Raw genomic sequence first — 18,877 nt, 5'->3', positions numbered from 1 at the left:
GCCGCGATCAAGCCGCGGCCGTTCGACCGCGCGATCAGGTTCGGAGAACTTCGACGAGTCTTACGGCGACGAGATTCCCACCCCTTGCGATAGTTATACGCCGTCCTTCGCCCTCTCCTCAAGCAGGCCGACTGCGCTGACGAGTCGAATCTTCCGTAGCGCGTGATTTCGGGCGGCTGCGGCCGAGCCCGGAAAATGCCGTCATTTTGCCCGATGTGGCCAGCGATCACCGAGCAGTGTCAACAAAGAGATATACGTAAGGAAAAAGGCGTCGATCACCGTTTGTGACTCTGAGGAACGGAAGGCAGACCTCACAAGAATGGCCGCTGGGGCGTTCTCGAACGAGACTCACTCGATTCGAAGAAATGCCGGAATTTCGGGGCAGCGGTACGCTCAAGGGAGAGAAATGCCCAAGTGTCCTAATGTTGTCAAGTTTCTCGTGATCAGCGCCGCGTTGACCGGCGGCTCCATACCCTCGGCCACTCCTGCCATCGCCGTAACCGCCGGGGACACCGTCGCGACCGGCCTCGCTGTCGATCGCGGCGCGGCCACCCAGAAATCGGACCCGCCAGCCACCTCACCAGCACGGCAGGACGATGAGACCGCCAAGGCGATGCGGGAGTACCTGCAAGATCTGGCCGCGAAGAAGGAGTTCACCGGCTCGGTGCTGGCGGTACGACGCGGAGAGGTGCTGGTGCGTTTCGCCGCCGGCGAGGCCGACGAGGAGAAGCACATCCCCATCCGGCCGGACACGGTCTTCCGGATCGCCTCGGTCACCAAGCAGTTCACCTCAATGATCGTGCTGAAGCTGCGCGACCGCGGGCTGCTCGGCCTGGACGACCCGGTCTGCCCGTATCTCGTCCCGTCATACATCAAGACCTGCCCGAAGGCGTGGCGGCCCATCACGATCCGTGAGATCCTCACCCACACCTCCGGCATCCCCGACATCCAGCAGTTTCCCGACTTCTATGCCAAGCTCTCGGAACCGACCACGACGCGGAGGCTCATCCAGCGGTTCGTGCACAAGCCACTGAACTTCAAGCCCGGCACATGCTGGGCATACAGCAACTCGGGCTACATCCTGGCCGGGGCGATCATCCAGAAAGTGACGCACAAGCCGTACGGCACCGTACTGCAGGAGGTGATCGCCGGCCCGCTCGACCTCCAGCACACCGGCTACAGCAGGGGGAACCCGCCCGACGGGTACGCGAAGGGCTACTTCACGGTGGGAACACCGGCCCCGCCCATCAACGGCTCCCAGGCGTTCTCCGCGACCGGCATCTACTCCAACACCGACGACATCGTCCGCTGGGACCGGTCGTTCGGCGCGCACGTGGTCGCGCCACCCGCCACCGTCAAGCAGGCGTTCACGCCACAGGCCGCGTGCCCCTCCAATGGCTGCCTCAACTTGCCGTCGACCGCGTACGCCTTCGGCTGGCTCGTCGACCGGCTCGACGGGCACCGACTCCGCTACCACCCAGGTCTTCTCCAGGGCTACGCGGCGAGCAACATGTACCTGCCCGATGACGACATCGCGGTGGTCGTGCTCAGCAACGTGCAGAACACCGACACCAACGCCATCGCCCGCCACCTCGCCACGATGGCCCTCAAGTCTTCCGAGTGCGCCTCATGAGCGCAGGCAGAACCCAGATCTGGCCCAGTAGTACCAGCTCGCCTGACTTCGCCCGCCGCTGTGGGGTCGAGCTTGAGTGAATACCGTGGGCGCTGTTAGCTTCACCCGGTGGACGACTTGCCTGCACGGGCGGAGGCGATCGAGGACTTCGCGGCGGCGCTGCGAGAACTTCGCAAATCGGTCGGCAATCCACCTTTCCGGGAGATGTCTGGCCGGTCGGGGGCGATCTCGCACACGACGTTGCACGAAGCCACGAAGGGTAACCGGCTCCCGAGTTGGGAGACCACCGTCGAGTTCGTCAAGGCGTGCGGCGCGGACCCGGCCGCGTACCACGAACGCTGGGAGAGGGCGAACCTGGCGGTCAGATCGGCGAACGCCGGAGATCCTTCGATCCGCGCAGGCACCCTGGTGGCCCGTCCGCCTGGTGGACTCGCAACCTCCGCCCCAGGCGCCGCGGAGGGTCGTACCGTGGACAGCGCCGTCGGGTCGCAAGCGCCACCGTCGGCTGGTGAGATCTCGGCATCTGTGCCTACGCCGCCGCCACCGCCCGACGAGATCGCGGGCGACGTCCAGCCGGTCCTCCCTGCGCCGGGGGGCAGAGGGCGATTCCGACTGACCCGCCCGGCGGCGGCGCTCGCGGCAGCGGCCGTCGGTGTGGGGACAGCGGTCTTCATCATGGCCGCCGTCAATCGCGGCTCCGGGACCGACGGGCGCGGCTTGAACCCGTCCGGCGGCCCATCGAAGGCCGCGCCGTCGGAAGCCGACTGCCCGGTGCGTGCGACCAACCCGCCGTGGGCTCCGGCTGCGAACGAGGGTGATTCGGCAGTGTTCATCGGCGACATCACGCTGCCAGACTGCACACACGTCGGCCCCGGCCAGACCAAGCCCAAGGTATGGCGGCTCAAGAACGCTGGAACCGTGCCGTGGAAGGGATATTCGTTGCATCGCCTCGACCTCCCGCAGCAACCTGATCAATGCCAGACCATCTCCGACGTACCGATCAATGACACGCGACCCGGAGAGATCGTCGACATCCGGACCGACATCACCACGCCAAGGAACCCAGGCTTGTGCTACGTGCGGTTCAAGATGATGGATGGTTCGGGACGCGTCGCATTCCCCGGAGGCCGGCCACTCAACTTCCAGGTCATCGTCGACTGACGCCCGTTCCCCGCCGTGCGTCACACGGCGGGGAACCAGGAGCGGACGGTCTCCGGGGTTCAGGATTTGAGAACGATCCCCTTGTAGTAGTACTTGAGCATCCTGGAGTAGCTCCAGCCCGCCTTGGCCTTATCGCGAGAGCCGGTCTGCGACATCCAGTCACCGGTGACCCAATTGCCGCAAGCCGTCGTCGTGGAGCAGTACTGGGCCTTGAAGATCTTCCCATCGCGCGTCATCCGGATGCCCCACGTCGCGTCCACCGCGGCGTTCGTCGCCGCCGTCGCGGAGCCGGGCTTGTACACCTGGCTGGACGTGTGGTCGGAGACGTCGTAGCACTGGCCGCTCGGCGTCTTGCTCGCCGAACGCAGCGCCCAGTACCAGCCGAAGTTCTTGACGGCGATCGCCCCGGCCCTGAGGGACTCCCTCGGCCCGTGCGACCGCCACTCGTTGGGCAGGACGTTCTTGATGTAGGTCTTGAACTCGACCCGGTCCACGCGATTGAGGGATTTCCGGTAGACGAGGATCGTCGTGGGCGGCTTGCTGTGCGTGCCGTCGGTCTTGCACCCGGTGGGCGGTGCGGAGCTCAGGAATTGGTGCGAGGCGTTCTGGTTCTTGAGGCCGGCCTTGAGGTTGCCTTTGGCGCCGGGTTTGAAGTCCTGGTAGATGCTGCCGCCGTAGTTGCTGTTGAAGTAGACCCGGACGGTGTTGCCGGTGCGGTTCCAGACGGACGCGGCGGCGTTCTTGACGCACTTGCCTTTGCCGGCGCCGGGTCCTTTGAAGTCGAAGCAGGAGGGCTGCTTGGTGCCGTAGTCGCCGGCCGATCCGGTGAAGTCGGAGACCGATCCCTGGTTGTTGCTGTTGAAGTAGTAACAGAACTCGCCGGTCTCGCAGACGCCGTTGCGACCGGCCGCCGAGGCGGGCGCGGCGGTGGCGAGCACCGTCCCACTGACCGCCATCGCGGCGGCCACGGCGAGGATCTTGTCAAGCGTTCTCATGGTGTTCTCCTTGTGTCTGTGCGGCCTGGGTTTCGGATGGTCAGCGGCGCTGATACTCCTCCCAGGTGCGGATGGTCACCTTCGGGCCGTCGTCCGGGCCACGGCTGGCGAGCCCGTTCAGCCCGAGGTAGTAGTCACCGATCTGGTGCTGGGCCTGGCTGGAGAGGTCGGTGTCGTTGATGGCGGCGGCGTGGATGTGCCACGGCCAGTCGGCTTGATCTGGGCTACGCACCCATGCCGCGAAGCCGACACGTCGCAACGCGCGGACGACCGCGGTGCGGGTGGCGGAATTCATCCCCTCGACCGAGATGTCGACGACGCCCCCGCCGTCGTGGGTACCCGCGGACGTGGGGTCACCGCCGCGGTTGTACGAACCCTGCAACAGCACGAGGTCGCGGCGGAGCAGCCGCTTCGCCTCGGCCAGCATGCTCCGCGTACGGGTGTCGATGACGACGCCGCCGACGGACACCCGGGCACCCGGGCCGATGATGTGGGTGACCCTGAAGCGGCCGGCTCCGAGCCTGGCGAGCGACGCCTTGCCCGGCAGGCCGTTGGCGGCGAGACCCGTGAGGCCGAGCGACTTCTGGAACTTCGCGAAGGCGGCGACCGTTGTGGAGCCGAAGTAACCGTCCACCCACTTCGCGTCGAGCAGGTGCCGGTCGTGCAGCGCCTGCTCAACGAGGAGCACGCCGGCCTTGGCGCCCGGGGTCAGCTCGCCGTCAGACCGCCGCGGGTCGATCTGGGCCGCCTTGACAGTGGCCTCCATGTTCACGCTCGGAAGGGCCCTGGCGTCGGCCGCCTGTGCCGCCGACATCCCGGACGCTTCGGTCAAGGAAGCGAGCAGGGTGGCCGCCACGAGGGCAGCGGCGCATGAAGGCAGCTTCATCGTTTCTCCTGGTTTCGGATGCTGGGGGTGATTCCTGCGGCGGAATCCACGGTTTCGGATCGCTCACGCTGTCCACAACAAGATCGTGTTGTCAGCCTGTCCGACAGGCCCTGCGTACAGGCGTACGCGCCGCCTGACAGGTCATCCGATGGCGAGCGAGACGCACAGCCCGCAACGGCGCAGGGCGGTGCTCGGGCAGGTCGACGCGTCGGCACTCCTCAGCGCGGCTACGTCCCGGCTTGATGGCAAGCGCGTGGCCGCCGGTTCGAACCGGCGTCACCGTGTCATCCTGTCCAGCGCCATGGCATACGCCGTAGAACTGCAGTTGTTTGAGAAGAACCCGATCACGGACCTGAAGGGGAACCCGTCGAAGACCATGTTTCAGGTGGACCGCGACGATCGCGGCCTGAAGCATCGGGACGGCGGGCACCGATCGGAACACGAAAAAGCCCAGGTCATCGCGGGATGACCTGGGCTTCCGTCTGGCGCGGCCAAGAGGACTCGAACCCCTGACCTTCTGATCCGCAGGGGAATACTGGACGGCACGATCAGCTGGTCCTGAACTGCAAGAACTCAAGTGCAGAGACGCTGACCGGGGTCACGTGGAAACTCATTGGGAAGAGCGATCTGGCCTTAGGTCTTCTGTGCTCAGGAAGTAAGGCCGTACTCGGGACGAATTGGGAGCGGGTCTTCGCCGAGACCGGCGCATGCGTGACTCCCGTGCTGTCGCCGTGGGATGCCTCGCCGGCCCGGCCACATGTCTCAGACGGCTCGGGCGATGCAGATGCGCGCGCCCAGCCGCGGCCCGGCCTCGTAGAACATGTAGCTGACGCCGTCCTGAGTGCCGAATGACGGTGCCGCCACCCTGCCGTTGTCGGAGGGGATCGGGGAGTGGAAGACGCCGAGGTGCGTCTCCCGGTCGAACGCGTTGCCGACCTCGGTGATGCGCATTCTGCCGTCGTTGCCGTGATAGGCCACGTAGGTAGTTCCGTTGCGCTTGACGAGGTGAGGGCCGGAGATGTCGGTCAGGCCGTCGGGTTCGGGATTCACCAGCGGGGTCGCGCTGAACTGCCAGTCGTCCCAGCCGTTGGGCGACCAGCCGTAGAAGAGGCGGCGGCCGTTACGTACGCCCATGAAGATCATCACGTATTTGTTGCCCCGGCCGGGCAGCGGGTGCTCGAAGACCCTCGCGTAGGAGGTCTCGGAGGTGCCGGGCACCAGGCGGGTGCTCAGGATCGGGGTCTCGTTGGTGAAGGTGATGCCGTCGGTGGAGCGGGCCACGCGCGTGGTGAAGTTTTCGCCGTGGAAGTAGCAGAAGAACTGCCTGGTGGCGGCGTCCCAGATCACGTGTGGTGAGGACACGTGGGAGACCGTGGTGGTCGGCAGGTGGTTGTCGATGAGCGGGTTGCCCGAGTAGTCGTCGAACGGTCCGGCCAGGGAGTTGGCGAAGGCCACGCAGATGCCGCCGGGCCTCTCATGGGGGGCGTAGTACAGGTAGTAGCGCGCCCGGGGATTGCTGAGCTTGTCGTACACCCCTCTGATGCAGGGGAAGATGAACTCCCCCGTGGGGTTGTGGCTGAGCGGTAAGGCCAGTGCGTCGCGCAGGTAGCGGTAGGTCGGCATCCCGGCGGGACCCGCCGCCGCGCTCGCGGGCGGTCCGAGTCCCAGGCCCGCGGTCACGCCCGCCGCCGCCGCGCCGAGCAACACGGTCCGCCGTCCGATGAGTTGCGGGGGAGTTTCCACGTCAGCTCCTTCACGCTACGTCGTGGTGGCGATTCACACGTTCGTCCCGCGCGGAATACCGCGTCAAGGTGCTAATGCGAATTACTACAGGAGATATCGCCTCTTGACAGCAACGGGGGCCTTGCCGAGGATGATGCGTCATCAGCGGCTAATGCGCATTATCTGATCATGAAGGACACGGACGGTGACTACTCAAGGTCGGCGTCTCACGCAGCAGGACATCGCCAGGATGGCCGGCGTGAGCCAAACGACGGTCTCGCTGGTGCTCAACAAGCGCGGCGACGCCGACGTGCGGATCGCTCCCGAGACCCGCGAACGGGTCCTGCAGGTGATCAGGGAGACCGGCTACGTGGCCGATCCCGTCGCGCGGCGGCTGGCCTATGGGCGCAACCGCATCCTCGGCGTGTTCACCTACGAGGCGGTCTTCCCCGCCGAGAGCGCCGACTTCTACCACCCCTTCCTCGTCGGCATCGAGGAGTGCGCCCAGGAGATCGGCTGCGACCTGCTGCTGTTCACCAGCGCCAGGGCGGCCTCGGGCGCGCGGCGGCGGATCTTCAACGAGGAGAGCCGCGTACGGCTGGCCGATGGCTGCGTGCTGCTCGGCCGAACGGTCGACCGTGAGGACCTGGCCCGGCTGCTGGCAGAAGGCATCCCGTTCGTCTCCGTCGGTCGCCGCGACGACGCGGGCGGGCCCGTGCCATACGTGGGGGCCGACTACCCTCCGGCCGTCCGGGCGCTGGTCGAGCGGGCGGTGGCCCTCGGCCACCGGCGGCTGGCCTACGTCGGGGCGGGGACGGGCGGCGAGTCCATGGCCGACCGCCTGCGCGGATTCCATGAGGGTGTGGCCGCCACGGGCGCCGACGGCCGCCACCTCACCCCGGACGTGCCGCTGGGGGACCTGGTCGCGGCCGGGGTGACGGCGGTCTTCGTCGAGGAGTACGCCGACTGCGTCGCGATCGCCGCGGCCGCCGGGGAGCGCGGCGTCGAGGTGCCCCGCGACCTGTCCATCCTCACCCTGGGCGCATTCACCCGGCCCGTCCGGATCGACACCGACTTCACCGGGTTTCGCATCCCCAGGCGCGAGATGGGCCGCAGAGCCGTCCAGCTGCTGGCCGGAGTGCTGGAGACCGGCGGAACCCCGCAGGAACTGCTGCCCTGCGAGTTGGTCGACGGCACCACGCTGGCCCCGGCCCCCGACCGAACCGCAATCTGACAGGAGACCTCCCACGTGGTTGAGATATCGGCAGACGCGGCCGTCGTCGGCGGCGGGCTGGGGGGCGTCGCCGCCGCGCTCGCCCTGTTGAGGGCCGGCCGGATGGTGGTCCTCACCGAGGAACACGACTGGCTCGGCGGCCAGCTCACCAGCCAGGCCGTACCACCCGACGAGCACTCCTGGGTGGAAAGGTTCGGCGTCACGGCGAGCTATCGGGCCCTGCGCGAAGGCATCCGGCGCTACTACCGCGACCACTACCCGCTCACCGAACGGGCGCGCGCGCAGCGGGAGCTGAACCCCGGCGCCGGGCACGTGAGCCGCCTGTGCCACGAGCCCAGGGTCGCGGTCGCGGTGATCGAGGCCATGCTCGCCCCCTACCGGGGCTCGGGCCGGTTACGTGTGCTCCAGCCGTACCGGCCGGTGGGCGCGGAGGTGGACGGCGACCGCGTCACGTCCGTACGGCTGGCACATCGCGACGCCGCCGAGCAGGTCGTGCTCCGCGCGCCGTACATGCTGGACGCCACCGAGACCGGCGAGTTGTTGCCGCTGACGGGGACCGAGTACGTGACCGGGTTCGAGGCACAGTCCGAGACAGGCGAGCCGAACGCTCCCGCCGAGGCGCAGCCGCTGAACATGCAGGCCGTGTCCGTCTGCTTCGCGATCGATCACGTCGACGGCGACCACACGATCGACCGGCCCGCCTCCTACGACTTCTGGCGCGCCTACGAGCCGCCGTTCTGGGGGGACAAGCTGCTGTCGTGGCGGTGCCCGAACCCGCGCACGCTCGCGATCATGGAGCGTTCGTTCACACCCAACCCCGACGACGACCCCCAGCTCGTCGAGGCCGACCAGCGGGCCAACCCGGGCGATGCCAACCTGTGGACCTTCCGCAGGATCGCCGCCCGCCGCAACTTCACCGAGGGCGCGTACGCCAGCGACATCACGCTCGTCAACTGGCCGATGATCGACTATCTGGAGGGACCGGTCATCGACGTGCCGGACGCCGCCCGGCACCTGGAGGCGGCTCGCGAGCTGTCGCGCTCGGTCTTGTACTGGCTGCAGACCGAGGCGCCGCGTGCCGACGGCGGCACCGGCCTTCCTGGCCTGCGGCTGCGCGGCGACGTGACGGGCGGCACCGACGGCCTGGCGCAGGCGGCCTACATCCGCGAGTCCCGCCGCATCCGGGCGTTGCGCACCGTCACCGAACAGGACCTGTCGCTGGCCGTGCGCGGTGACAAGGGCGCGGTCTCCTACGCCGACTCGGTCGGCATCGGCATGTACCGCATCGACCTGCACCCCACGACCGGCGGCGACAACTACATCGACGTGGGCTGCTCGCCGTTCGAGATCCCGCTCGGCGCGCTCATCCCGCGCCGCATGACCAACCTGCTGGCCGCGGGCAAGGACATCGGCACCACCCATATCACCAACGGCGCCTACCGGCTGCACCCGGTGGAGTGGAACGTGGGCGAGGCCGCGGGCGCGCTGGCCGCGTTCTGCCTGGACCGGGCCACCACCCCACACGCCGTCCGGGAGAAGGAAACCCTCCTGGCGGACTTCCAGCAGCGCCTGACCGGCGACGGCGTCGAGCTGCGCTGGCCCGACGTCACCGGCTACTGACACATGACCATTCGGGGGAAGCCACCCAAGGAGATCACCCCATGAAGCCAACCGGGACACTGGCCGCCGTCGCCATGGCCGCGCTGCTCACCGTCACCGCGTGCGGCGGCGGCCAGAAACCTGCCGAGCAAGGCCCGCAGCCGCTGCGCATGACGATCTGGACGTCCAACGAGGCCCACCTGAAGCTCTTCAACGAGATCGCGGCCGAGTACAAGAAGACACATCCGGACGTCGGCGCCATCACCTTCGACTCGATCCCTCTCGAGAGCTACACCACCACCCTCACAACGCAGATCGCCGGCGGCAACGTCCCCGACTTGGCCTGGGTGCTGGAGAGTTCCGCCCCGGACTTCGTCTCCTCGGGCGCGCTGGCGCCGTTGAGGGGGACGCTCGGCAAGGCGCAGGGGTACGAGCTGGGCGACCTGACTCCGGCCGCGACGAAGTTGTGGGAGCGGGACGGCGAGCTGTACGCCTACCCGTTCTCCACTTCGCCGTTCGGCATCTTCGTCAACGACGACCTGGTCAAGAAGGCCGGGCAGAAGACACCGCGCGAGCTCATCAAGACCGGTCAGTGGACCTGGGAGAACGCCGTCGCCATGGGCGCGGCCGTGGCGAAGCAGGGCAAGGCGGGCCTGGTCGTCCGCGACTTCGACTACAAGAGCTGGGACAACCTCGCCTCCATCTGGGGAGGCTGGGGCGCCAGGGCGTGGAGCGAGGACGGCAAGACGTGCGGCTTCAACAGCCCCGAGATGCTCCAGGCCATGACGTTCCTGCACAAGGCGATCTTCGTGGACAAGGCACTGCCGGGACCCGGCACCAGCGTCGACTTCTTCGCCGGTGACGCGGCGATGACCATCGCCCAGATCTCCCGCGCCGCCTTGCTGGACGGGGCGAAGTTCGGGTGGGACCTGGTGCCACTGCCCGCCGGGCCGAAGGGCGACTACGCGGTCATCGGCCAAGCCGGTCTGGGCGTACTGAAGAAGTCCCCCAACGCCGCCCAGGCCATCGACTTCCTGGCCTTCTTCACCAACCCCGCCAACTCCACCAAGCTCGCTGCCTACTTCCCGCCGCCCCGGGCCTCCCAGCTCACCACCGAGACGCTGGCCAAGTCCAACCCGCTGCTCAAGCCGGAACAGCTCAAGGAGGTCGTGATCGATGGCCTCGCGAAGGCCGTCGTCAAGCCGAGCCACATCGGGCAGGCCGAACTGTCGCAGACCGTCCGGGCGGAGCTCGACCCGCTGTGGAAGGCCGACGCGGACGTCAAGGCGGTGCTGGACGGAGTCTGCGCGAAGATCCAGCCGATGATCGGCGCGTCGTGACCCTCACCCGGACCAGGGGGACGACGACGGCGCGCCGGGCCGTCGTCTCCCCCTACTGGACGATCCGCCGCCGGGACAACCTCGTCGGCTACCTGTTCATCGGACCGCAGCTCGTCGGCAGTGCGCTTTTCGTGCTGCTTCCGCTGGGGCTGGTGCTCTGGTACAGCCTGCACGAGTGGAACGTGCTGGCCGGGACCTTCGAGTTCACCGGCGGCGACAACTACGCCAAGCTGCTGAACGACCCGAAGCTGGGCAAAGTGCTCGGCGGCACCGCGATGTTCTCCGTCGGCCTGGTCGTCCTCAACCTGAGCCTTGCCCTGCTGCTGGCCGTCCTGCTCAACCAGCGCCTGCGCGGCACCACGTTCTTCAGAACCGTGTTCTTCTCCCCGGTCGTGGTCTCGCTGGTGGCGTGGACGATCGTGTGGCGGTTCCTGCTCCAGGCGGACGGCGGCGTCAACGGCCTGCTCGGCTCCCTCGGCGTCGACGGACCCAACTGGCTGCGTGGCGAAGCCACAGCGATGGTGTCGGTGGTCGTGGTCCAGGTACTCAAGAACGTCGGCCTCAACATGGTGCTGTTCCTGGCGGCCCTGCAGGGCGTGCCGAGCCAGCTTCACGAGGCCGCCCGCGTCGACGGCGCGGGGGCGTGGACCCGGTTCGCCCGCATCACCGTGCCGCTGATCAGCCCCACCATCCTGCTCACCTCGATCATCACGGTCGTCGGCTCGCTCCAGGTCTTCGCCCAGATCGCCGTCCTCACCGAGGGCGGGCCAGGCCTGTCCACGACCGTGCTCGTCTACTACCTGTACCAGCAGGCCTTCCAGTTCCACCACTTCGGTTACGGTGCGACCCTGTCGGTCCTGTTGTTCGCGATCGTGGCGGCGCTCACCCTCGCGCAGTGGCGCATGCGCAGGAAGTGGGTCCTCCATGAGTCGTAAACTTAAGATCGTTCTGTACGGCCTGCTCTGCGTGCTGTGTGTGCCCTTCGTCTTCCCGACCTGGTGGATGGTCACGTCCTCGTTCAAACCGATCGGTGAGATCTTCGCCTTCCCGCCCGCCCTGCTGCCCTCCTCCTGGGACCCGTCGGCCTACCGGCAGGTCTTCGAGCTGCAGCCCTTCACCAGCCAGTACCTCAACAGCCTCTACATCGCTCTGCTCGTCACCGCCGGGACCATGGCGGTCTCGGCGATGGCCGGATACGCCTTCGCGCGCATCCGTTTCCCCGGCCAGAACGTGCTCTTCGTCGTCGTGCTGATCGGACTGCTGATCCCCAGCGAGGTGACGATCGTGCCGCTGTTCCAGATGTTCCACGAACTCGGGCTCACCGACACCCATTGGCCACTGATCCTGGTGCCGATCCTCGGGGCACCGAGCGTGATGGCGACCTTCATCATGCGCCAGTTCTTCATCAGCCTGCCGAAAGAGCTGGAGGAGGCCGCCCGCGTCGACGGGCTGGGCCGCTTCGGCACCTTCGCCAAGGTGGCGATCCCCCTGGCCCGCCCTGCACTTGGCGCGGTCGCCATCTTCACCTTCCTGCACTCGTGGAACCTCTACCTGGAACCAATCGTGTTCCTCTCCTCGCCGGAGAAGTTCACCCTGCCCCAGGCGCTCACCCAGTTCGTCGACGCCTACGGCGGGCCCATGTGGAACATCCAGCTCGCCGCGGCCTCGCTGACGGCACTGCCGATCCTGGTCGTGTTCGTCCTGGCCCAGCGCCAGTTCATCGAGGGGCTGGCGCACACAGGCCTGAAGGGATGACGGTCCGCCCTCACTGCCGGCCGAGGCCCTCCACATCCCCAGCGCCGACCGTGTACGCCCTCTGATGCCGGAGCCCGCAAACGGCGCAGCCATCGCACCCAACCGTATGGCTGCGCCTGCGCGGCTGCGGCGCGTCCCCGGTCGGGTGCGCGAGGGTGGCGGCAGCCTGGAGACGCGTCTGGGGTCGGAGACGTGCAGGATCTCAGCTGTCTAGCGTTGCTTGAGACGGAGTGCTTCTTTGCGGACCTCGGCCTGGATGGACCGCTCGTGCTCCAGCCACGCCGGGTTCTCCGCTTTCAGCGCATCGATCTCAGCGGTGGTGAGCGGTCCGGTGATCCCACCTCTGATTAGGCCAGAAATGGAGACTTTGAGCTTCGCGGCGATGACCTGCTTGGGGTGCGGGCCGTTGCGGCGCAGGTCAACGAGCCAGGCGGGTGGCGTCGACTGCAACTCGTTCAGCTCGTCCCTGGAGACGACACCCGCCTGGAACTCGGCGGGAGTGGCCGAGAGGAGGACACCCAGCTTCTTGGCCGCGGTCGCGGGTTTCATCGTCTGGATGGTCTTCGGTTTGGGCGAGCTCATGAACGTCAAGAGTAGTCAGTCGGAACGGGTTCCCATAACATCGGTAGCCTGAGGAAGTGACTGATGGAGAGACCGGCAGGGTGTTTCGGCTGGCGTACGTGCCCGGGGTGACACCCGCGAAATGGGTCAACATCTGGACCGAGAGGATGCCCGACGTGCCGGTCACCCTGGTCGCGGTTCCCGCCGCCGAGGTGGTGGGACTCCTGCGAAATGGCGGTGCCGACGCCGGATTCGCCAGGCTGCCGGTCGACCGGGACGGGCTCAGCGTGATTCCTCTCTACGTGGAGACCACGGTGGTCGTGGTACCCAAGGACCACGCGGTGGCCGCCGTCGACGAGGTGGCCATCGCCGACCTTATCGACGACGAGGTGTTCCATCCTCTGGACGACACCATCGAGTGGACGGTCCGGCCTGGGCTGCCCGCGTTCACCCGCCCAGCCACAACGGCGGACGCGGTCGAGCTGGTAGCGGCCGGCACTGGGATTCTCCTGGTTCCACAGTCGCTGGCACGCCTCTACCACCGTAGGGATCTCACTTACCGGCCGGTGCTGGACGCGCCGCAGTCTCAGGTCGCGCTGACCTGGCCCACGGACGCAACCACTGACCTGGTGGAAGATTTCATCGGCGTCGTCCGCGGCCGGACGGTTAACAGCTCGCGGGGCCGTGCCCCTGCCTCCCCCGCAGAGAAACCAGCACGGCGGCAGGCACAAAAACCCGCGCAGAATGGCTCCGGTCGCCGGGCCGTGCCGGCCGGCCGTAAGAGGAAGGGCTACCGATCTCGGTGACCTGCAGCCCCGAACCTCCGGTTCGGATTCGCTTTGGGAGTTGTTGACGCAAACCCTGTTCCCACGATCGGAAACGGGGTCTTTTCGCAGGTGGACGGTACTGGATTCGAACCAGTGACCCCTCGCTCCCCGACCACAAAGGCTCAGGGCGTTTCTATAGGTCTAAGAATGTGGTCAGGGGCGGGGTCGAACCGCCGACCTTCCGCTTTTCCTTCATATGTCAATCCCATCAAACATCTCCGGTGGCGACCAACGCTCACCGGCAACGCGCGATTCGTCCCGGCATTGTCCGCGCCGCTGTGCGGCAGCACGAGAGGGCGCGCTTCGCCGGCACGCTATGTGGCGAAGATGCCACGCGTATTACATGAGCGGACCTCCGAGGGGGTATGGACGCGTCCTCCACCAAACGGCCCAGCGGCATGAGCGGGTGTTCCCGTGTGAGGGAATGCTGTGTTGCCGGTTGGCGGCTGCGACGTGTAGGACGGCTCTTGTCGTCAGGTCCGTACGCCTGAGGTGCCGGGAGCTGAATCATGGATGATCGTTTCAACGTGATCGTGAGCGCAGGATCGCTGAAGGTGACGGACGAGCACGCGGTGCATTTCCCTCATCGGTGGACGCCCGAGGGCGTGAGCGTCAGGGCGGACTTCACCGGAGGACATCTCCTTCACCTCGCGGCGGCGGGATGCGTCCTCAACGACATTTACCGGGAGGCCGCCGCACTGGGAATCGAACTCCTGGGAGTGCGCGTTTCCGCAGCCGGCGGCTTCGATATCGAGAGCTGGCGATCAACCGGGATCACCTACACCGTCGACGTCAGCTCCACTGCTTCAGCCGAGAGCATCGCCCACCTGATCGACATCGTGGACTCCGTCGCCGAGATCCCCCGCGCCATCCGACGGGGTGCCACCGTGCAGAGGATCAGCTAACGACCATGCAGGAACACAACCAACGAGGACTTCCGCACCGCTACGGCGGCATGAACACGCGGTCGGCGGCATGAGCGGACGTAGGAGAGTCGCACGGTCTCTGTCGCGTCAACTGCCGCACGCGGCGGTCACTCAGCACCACGAGGACTAGCCACGGCACGGCGACGACGGCAGCCAACGCCTGGTAGCCAGATGGGCCGCGCCCATGGAGCCGGTGGGGGGAGTTCGGCCCAGACGGTTCGGCCGGTGTGGTCGCCTTTGATGCCCCAGGCGGTGGTGAGGGCGGCGATGAGGGGGAGTCCTCGTCCGCCCTCACAGGTGGAGGTGCGTGGGCCGAAGGTGGCGGGGTCGCCCTGGTCGGTGATTTCCAGGTAGGCGGTGCCGTCGTCGCGAACCAGGATGGTTGCGGTGAAGGTGCCGCCGGGGGCGCCGGTGCGGGTGTACGCGATGGCGTTGGTGGCCAGCTCACTGGTGATGAGCTCCGCGTCGGGGCGGTCGGGCAACCATGTGCGGGCGAAGTGGCGGGCTTCTCGCACCTGGTCCTTGCTTCCGGGGAACGTGTGGCTCCGCGTGGCCTCGTCTTCGCTTGGGCGTTGTCGCGGGATCATGTCGGCTCACCTCACGATCATGCAGGTCAGAGGCTCGCATGTCCTCCTATCGGTACTTAAAATACGGGCGTAGGATTTGAAGTACAAGCGACTTCGGGTACTTGCGTCGCACAATAAGTGCTGGTCCCGCAGACAAGTACCGGTCACCGCGGCCCCAGAGCGGGCCTGCGATCAAGGGAGGGTGCGCGTGTTCGGTCTAGTTGTCCGGTTCACCTGTAAGGACGAGGGGAGCGCGGAGGCGTTCGATCAGCTCGTCGCCGAGACGATCGAGAAGATCCGCGACAGGGAGCCGGGGACGCTGGTGTACGCCTCGCACCGGGTCGATGGCCAGCCGCTCAAGCGGATCTTCTACGAGCTGTACCGTGACCGGGCGGCCTTCGACGCCCACGAGGAGCAGACCCACACCAAGCACTTCCTGGGCGCTCGGGGCGAGTTCCTGTCCTCGGTCGAGGTCGACTGGTTGCGGCTGCAGAGCGGTAAGGGAACAGACGGGTGAGCATCGAGTATCAGCGCGCTCTTGGCCGGCGCATCGCCCAGGAGCGCAAACGGCGCGGCCTGTCCCAACCCGAGCTTGCCCGGTTGATCGACCGGTCAGTGGCCTGGGTCTCGCAGGTGGAGCGCGGGGTCCGCAAGGTCGACCGCATGTCGGTGCTAGAGAAGCTGGCCGAAGCGCTGGACGTGCCGCTGTCGGAGCTGGCCGCCGAAGCGCCGGTGGTCGCCGCGGCTGCCGAGGAGATCCCCGGGACGGCCGGCCTTCGACTGGTGCTGTCCGGGGCGCACTCGCTGCGGGCGATGCTGCACGCGGCGCCCGTCCCGCCTACCGAGCAGATCAAGTCCCGCGTCGATCACGCGTGGGAGCTGACGCACGCCAGCCGGTACCTGGAGCTGACCGACCTGCTCCAAGGGCTGGTCCCGGCGCTGGAGAGCGCGGTCCGTTCGGCCGAGGAGGAGCGGCGTGCGGAGTTGTTCACGTTGCTGGCGGTGACCTATCAGGCGTGTTCGGCCGCGTTGGCCAAGCTGGTCGAGCCGGAGGCGGCGTGGATCGCCGCGGACCGGGCGATCGTGGCGGCCGAGCGGGCGGGTGATCCGCTGCTGATGGCGGCCGGGGCCTACCGGCTGGGGTTCGTGTTCCTCGGGGCGCGGCACTTCGACCTGGTGGAGGAGACGGCGCGTACGGCGGCTGAGGCGTTGTGGTTCCTGGCCGAGGAGGGCAAGCCTGAGGCGATGTCGTTGTGGGGTGGGCTTACTCTGCAACGCGCCGTAGCGGCCTCCCGGCTGAACGAGGCCGACACCGCCTACGGCCACCTGGCCCGCGCCCGGGAGATCGCCGAGCGTCTGGGCGAGGGACGCAACGACTACAACACCGAGTTCGGTCCCGCCAACGTCGCCCTGTACGAGGTGGCGGTGGCCGTCGAGCTGGGGGACGCCGGCCACGCGCTGCGTGTCGGGGCCGCGGTGGACACCTCGCCGCTGTCCAGCGAGCGCCGCGCCCGGCTGCATGTCGATCTGGCCCGCGCGCACGCTCAGCGCCGTCAGGTGGACGAGGCGGTGGCGGCACTGCTGGAGGCCGAGTCCATCGCTCCCGAGCAGATCCACAACCATCGGATCGCCCACCAGCTCGTGTCGGACCTACTCACCATGCAGGATCCGCCGTCCTCTGACCTGCGGGAACTCGCTGATCGGGTGGGCGCGTAACAGGTCTCACGTTCGCCCATCTTTGCCCTCAGGTGGGCAACAACGCTCTCTGGCGCATGGCTCTGTCTTCGAAGCCACTGCTGCTGGTGCGTCATCGTTGCTGGCCCCTCAGACCGTGAGGGACCAGCAACGGCGCACATCAGACAGGGCGTGTGATGAGGCCATCTCACGAAAGCCTCATATCAAGCCGACATACGGCTTTCTGAGCTAGTGCGTGCCATGCGTATGAGTCCTTCGGCGGGAAAGTTGGAGTACGTCAGCACATCGACCAGGGGCTTACAGCGCCTGAGCGGCCTCGGCTGTGGAGCCGGGCACGAGCGTAGCTCGCCGTTCGGGGATCGAAGAGGCGGGAGCCTCCTGGGAAAGTAGCCCTGAGCGGAGCGAAGGACCATTGCGAGGCACGACCGGCACCTCAGTCCTGGTCACGCCAAGGGCCACTCTCGGTGGTCGAAAGTGGCCCTTGGCTGTGGCGCGGCCGAGAGGACTCGAACCCCTAACCTTCTGATCCGTAGTCAGATGCTCTATCCATTGAGCTACGGCCGCCTGCTTGCTTGCCTCGACAAGCATAGCGGGTCTTGGGCAGTGCGCTGTACCGGATTACAGAGCGGGGTGGGTTGCGTGGCGGGCGGGCAGGGGCGGCGGCCGGGGTCAGGGGGCGGCGGCCACTACGCGGATTTCGAAGTCCATGCCGCTGACCACCTGGCCGGCTCTGATCTTGCGGGTCTTGCGGAGTTCGACCTCGCCATCCACCAGGACGTCGCCCTCGGCGATCAGGTGCTTGGCTTCGCCGCCGCTTTCGGTGATGGAGCAGTACTTCAGCAGGTCGCAGAGAGGGATGTACTCGTCGCGGAGCTGGAAGGTCTCCTCCAGGAAGGTTTCGTCCACGAGGCCAGCATAGGCAGATGGTCAGGGAGAGTCGGACCCGTAACCCGAGACGGATGGCCCCGGCGAGGTAGGCAGCCACAGCCGGCCACCGCTCCGGCGGCTTCCTCACAACTGGCCACCCCTCCCGCAGGCTTCCGCACAGCAGGCCCCCCTCCCGCGGCGCACAGCAGGCCCCCTACTGCGGGCTTCCGCACAGCAGGCCCCCCTTCCGGTGGCTTCTTCCTGGTAGGTCCCCTCTCCGGGGCTTCGCAGCTAGGACTATTCGGGCCGGTGGTGCTGATGGGGACATAAGGTGTTCAAAGTTTCTCGATTCCGGGCGTGGCGGGGGCGGGGGCGGCAATGAACCTCGGCAACGTTTCCGCACGTGGCGAGTAGTTCCGGATCGAGGCATGAACCAGCCATCCCTGTACGGCGTTGCCGGGCTTTCGACGCAGATCGTCGTGGGCATCGGGTTGGCGTTGCTCGGCGTCGTGGTGATCGTGGCGGCGCTGCTGGCCAGGCGGCGGCACAGGGCGGTCGCCGCGGACGAGCACGCGCAGCACGTCACCCAGCTCAGACGGCTGTTGCTGAGGACGCAGTACGACTACCCGCGCCCGACGCTGTCCGATCTGGTGCAGGCTTCCCGGCATGAGGGGCTGACGATACGGCTGCATGTTGCCGGAACCCCCATGGAACTCCCTGATCCGGTTGATCTAGCGGGTATGCGGATCATCCAGGAGGCGCTGACCAATGTGTTCGCGCATGGGGAGGCGCACGCCACCGTCATGCTCACGTATCGTCCGGATCGGCTGGTCGTCACCGTGGACAATCCCCTGAAGGGGCGGATTCCGGGCTCTCGGGGTCGGCGGGAGGGGTTGGAGACGATGCGGCGCCGGGCGGGCAAGCTGGGCGGGTCGGTGTCGGCCGGGCTGTATCAGGGGGGTTGGCGGGTATACGCCGAGCTTCCCTTCCGCGCGTAGGCTCAGTGCCGATTTCCCTTCCCCGAGCGCGCGTAGATCCACACCTCCCTGCTGACCCCGTGGAACGTAAGGCCGCGGATCCGTTCGGGTGCCATTTCAGGCCGTCCGCCTC

Annotated in this window: 19 protein-coding genes and 1 tRNA gene; 13 read left to right on the top strand and 7 right to left on the bottom strand. The window is 67.2% G+C overall.

What is annotated here, in order from left to right:
* The first annotated feature begins 406 nt into the window (after positions 1–406).
* Together AB0M95_RS02240 and AB0M95_RS02235 are read left to right on the top strand one after the other, a co-directional pair.
* Positions 407–1,633, top strand: coding sequence for a serine hydrolase domain-containing protein (locus tag AB0M95_RS02240; protein ID WP_363758262.1), 1,227 nt, complete (start codon positions 407–409; stop codon positions 1,631–1,633).
* A 108-nt stretch (positions 1,634–1,741) separates the two neighbouring features.
* The gene (locus AB0M95_RS02235) at positions 1,742–2,794 is read left to right on the top strand and encodes an NBR1-Ig-like domain-containing protein (RefSeq protein WP_363758261.1); all 1,053 of its coding nucleotides are present in this window, start codon (positions 1,742–1,744) and stop codon (positions 2,792–2,794) included.
* Between the two features lie 59 nt (positions 2,795–2,853).
* Here the strand turns inward: AB0M95_RS02235 and AB0M95_RS02230 are convergent, their stop codons facing one another.
* Positions 2,854–3,789 carry a SpoIID/LytB domain-containing protein gene (locus AB0M95_RS02230; protein WP_363758260.1) on the bottom strand — a complete coding sequence of 312 codons (936 nt, stop codon included), beginning with the start codon at positions 3,787–3,789 and terminating at the stop codon, positions 2,854–2,856.
* A gap of 40 nt (positions 3,790–3,829) precedes the next feature.
* Positions 3,830–4,675 carry a peptidoglycan-binding protein gene (locus AB0M95_RS02225; protein WP_363758259.1) on the bottom strand — a complete coding sequence of 282 codons (846 nt, stop codon included), beginning with the start codon at positions 4,673–4,675 and terminating at the stop codon, positions 3,830–3,832.
* Between the two features lie 148 nt (positions 4,676–4,823).
* Between AB0M95_RS02225 and AB0M95_RS02220 the strand changes: the two genes are divergently transcribed.
* Positions 4,824–5,144: a hypothetical protein gene (locus AB0M95_RS02220; protein WP_363758258.1), complete on the top strand. Its 321-nt coding sequence runs from the start codon at positions 4,824–4,826 to the stop codon at positions 5,142–5,144.
* A 293-nt stretch (positions 5,145–5,437) separates the two neighbouring features.
* Here the strand turns inward: AB0M95_RS02220 and AB0M95_RS02215 are convergent, their stop codons facing one another.
* Complete coding sequence (locus AB0M95_RS02215; protein WP_363758257.1) at positions 5,438–6,418, bottom strand: hypothetical protein; 981 nt, start codon at positions 6,416–6,418, stop codon at positions 5,438–5,440.
* A gap of 184 nt (positions 6,419–6,602) precedes the next feature.
* On the opposite strand from AB0M95_RS02215, the gene AB0M95_RS02210 reads away from it, so the two are divergent.
* The 5 genes from AB0M95_RS02210 to AB0M95_RS02190 are packed head-to-tail and all read left to right on the top strand — an operon-like array spanning position 6,603 to position 12,325.
* Complete coding sequence (locus tag AB0M95_RS02210) at positions 6,603–7,631, top strand: LacI family DNA-binding transcriptional regulator (RefSeq protein ID WP_363758256.1); 1,029 nt, start codon at positions 6,603–6,605, stop codon at positions 7,629–7,631.
* Positions 7,632–7,646: 15 nt separating this feature from the next.
* Entirely contained in the window at positions 7,647–9,251 is a 1,605-nt protein-coding gene (locus AB0M95_RS02205; protein WP_363758255.1) for an FAD-dependent oxidoreductase, read from the top strand.
* Between the two features lie 41 nt (positions 9,252–9,292).
* Positions 9,293–10,570 carry a sugar ABC transporter substrate-binding protein gene (locus AB0M95_RS02200; RefSeq protein WP_363758254.1) on the top strand — a complete coding sequence of 426 codons (1,278 nt, stop codon included), beginning with the start codon at positions 9,293–9,295 and terminating at the stop codon, positions 10,568–10,570.
* Positions 10,567–11,505 carry a sugar ABC transporter permease gene (locus AB0M95_RS02195; RefSeq protein WP_363758253.1) on the top strand — a complete coding sequence of 313 codons (939 nt, stop codon included), beginning with the start codon at positions 10,567–10,569 and terminating at the stop codon, positions 11,503–11,505. Before AB0M95_RS02200 ends, AB0M95_RS02195 begins: the two co-directional genes overlap by 4 nt.
* Positions 11,495–12,325, top strand: coding sequence for a carbohydrate ABC transporter permease (locus AB0M95_RS02190; RefSeq protein WP_363758252.1), 831 nt, complete (start codon positions 11,495–11,497; stop codon positions 12,323–12,325). Before AB0M95_RS02195 ends, AB0M95_RS02190 begins: the two co-directional genes overlap by 11 nt.
* Positions 12,326–12,535: 210 nt before the next feature.
* Here the strand turns inward: AB0M95_RS02190 and AB0M95_RS02185 are convergent, their stop codons facing one another.
* The gene (locus tag AB0M95_RS02185; protein ID WP_363758251.1) at positions 12,536–12,907 is read right to left on the bottom strand and encodes a DUF5997 family protein; all 372 of its coding nucleotides are present in this window, start codon (positions 12,905–12,907) and stop codon (positions 12,536–12,538) included.
* Positions 12,908–12,963: 56 nt separating this feature from the next.
* Between AB0M95_RS02185 and AB0M95_RS02180 the strand changes: the two genes are divergently transcribed.
* Together AB0M95_RS02180 and AB0M95_RS02175 are read left to right on the top strand one after the other, a co-directional pair.
* A complete protein-coding gene (locus tag AB0M95_RS02180; protein WP_363758250.1) occupies positions 12,964–13,692 on the top strand; it encodes a LysR family substrate-binding domain-containing protein in 729 nt (242 codons plus the stop codon).
* Between the two features lie 530 nt (positions 13,693–14,222).
* The gene (locus AB0M95_RS02175) at positions 14,223–14,618 is read left to right on the top strand and encodes an OsmC family protein (protein WP_363758249.1); all 396 of its coding nucleotides are present in this window, start codon (positions 14,223–14,225) and stop codon (positions 14,616–14,618) included.
* Between the two features lie 128 nt (positions 14,619–14,746).
* On the opposite strand, the gene AB0M95_RS02170 is transcribed toward AB0M95_RS02175, so the two are convergent.
* Positions 14,747–15,226 (bottom strand): ATP-binding protein, encoded by a 480-nt coding sequence (locus tag AB0M95_RS02170; RefSeq protein ID WP_363758248.1) that lies wholly within the window; start codon positions 15,224–15,226, stop codon positions 14,747–14,749.
* Between the two features lie 187 nt (positions 15,227–15,413).
* Between AB0M95_RS02170 and AB0M95_RS02165 the strand changes: the two genes are divergently transcribed.
* Together AB0M95_RS02165 and AB0M95_RS02160 are read left to right on the top strand one after the other, a co-directional pair.
* Positions 15,414–15,722: an antibiotic biosynthesis monooxygenase gene (locus AB0M95_RS02165; RefSeq protein WP_363758247.1), complete on the top strand. Its 309-nt coding sequence runs from the start codon at positions 15,414–15,416 to the stop codon at positions 15,720–15,722.
* A complete protein-coding gene (locus AB0M95_RS02160; protein ID WP_363758246.1) occupies positions 15,719–16,921 on the top strand; it encodes a helix-turn-helix transcriptional regulator in 1,203 nt (400 codons plus the stop codon). Before AB0M95_RS02165 ends, AB0M95_RS02160 begins: the two co-directional genes overlap by 4 nt.
* Before the next feature lie 467 nt (positions 16,922–17,388).
* Here AB0M95_RS02160 and AB0M95_RS02155 read toward each other — a convergent pair.
* Positions 17,389–17,464, bottom strand: a tRNA-Arg gene (locus AB0M95_RS02155).
* Positions 17,465–17,569: 105 nt separating this feature from the next.
* The gene (locus AB0M95_RS02150; protein WP_363758244.1) at positions 17,570–17,806 is read right to left on the bottom strand and encodes an RNA-binding S4 domain-containing protein; all 237 of its coding nucleotides are present in this window, start codon (positions 17,804–17,806) and stop codon (positions 17,570–17,572) included.
* 389 nt (positions 17,807–18,195) lie between these two features.
* Between AB0M95_RS02150 and AB0M95_RS02145 the strand changes: the two genes are divergently transcribed.
* Positions 18,196–18,765: a hypothetical protein gene (locus tag AB0M95_RS02145; RefSeq protein ID WP_363758242.1), complete on the top strand. Its 570-nt coding sequence runs from the start codon at positions 18,196–18,198 to the stop codon at positions 18,763–18,765.
* Positions 18,766–18,877 lie beyond the last annotated feature (112 nt).

Source organism: Sphaerisporangium sp. NPDC051017, assembly GCF_040683095.1.
Lineage (GTDB): Bacteria > Actinomycetota > Actinomycetes > Streptosporangiales > Streptosporangiaceae > Sphaerisporangium.
This window is presented reverse-complemented; position numbering and strand designations above follow the sequence as displayed.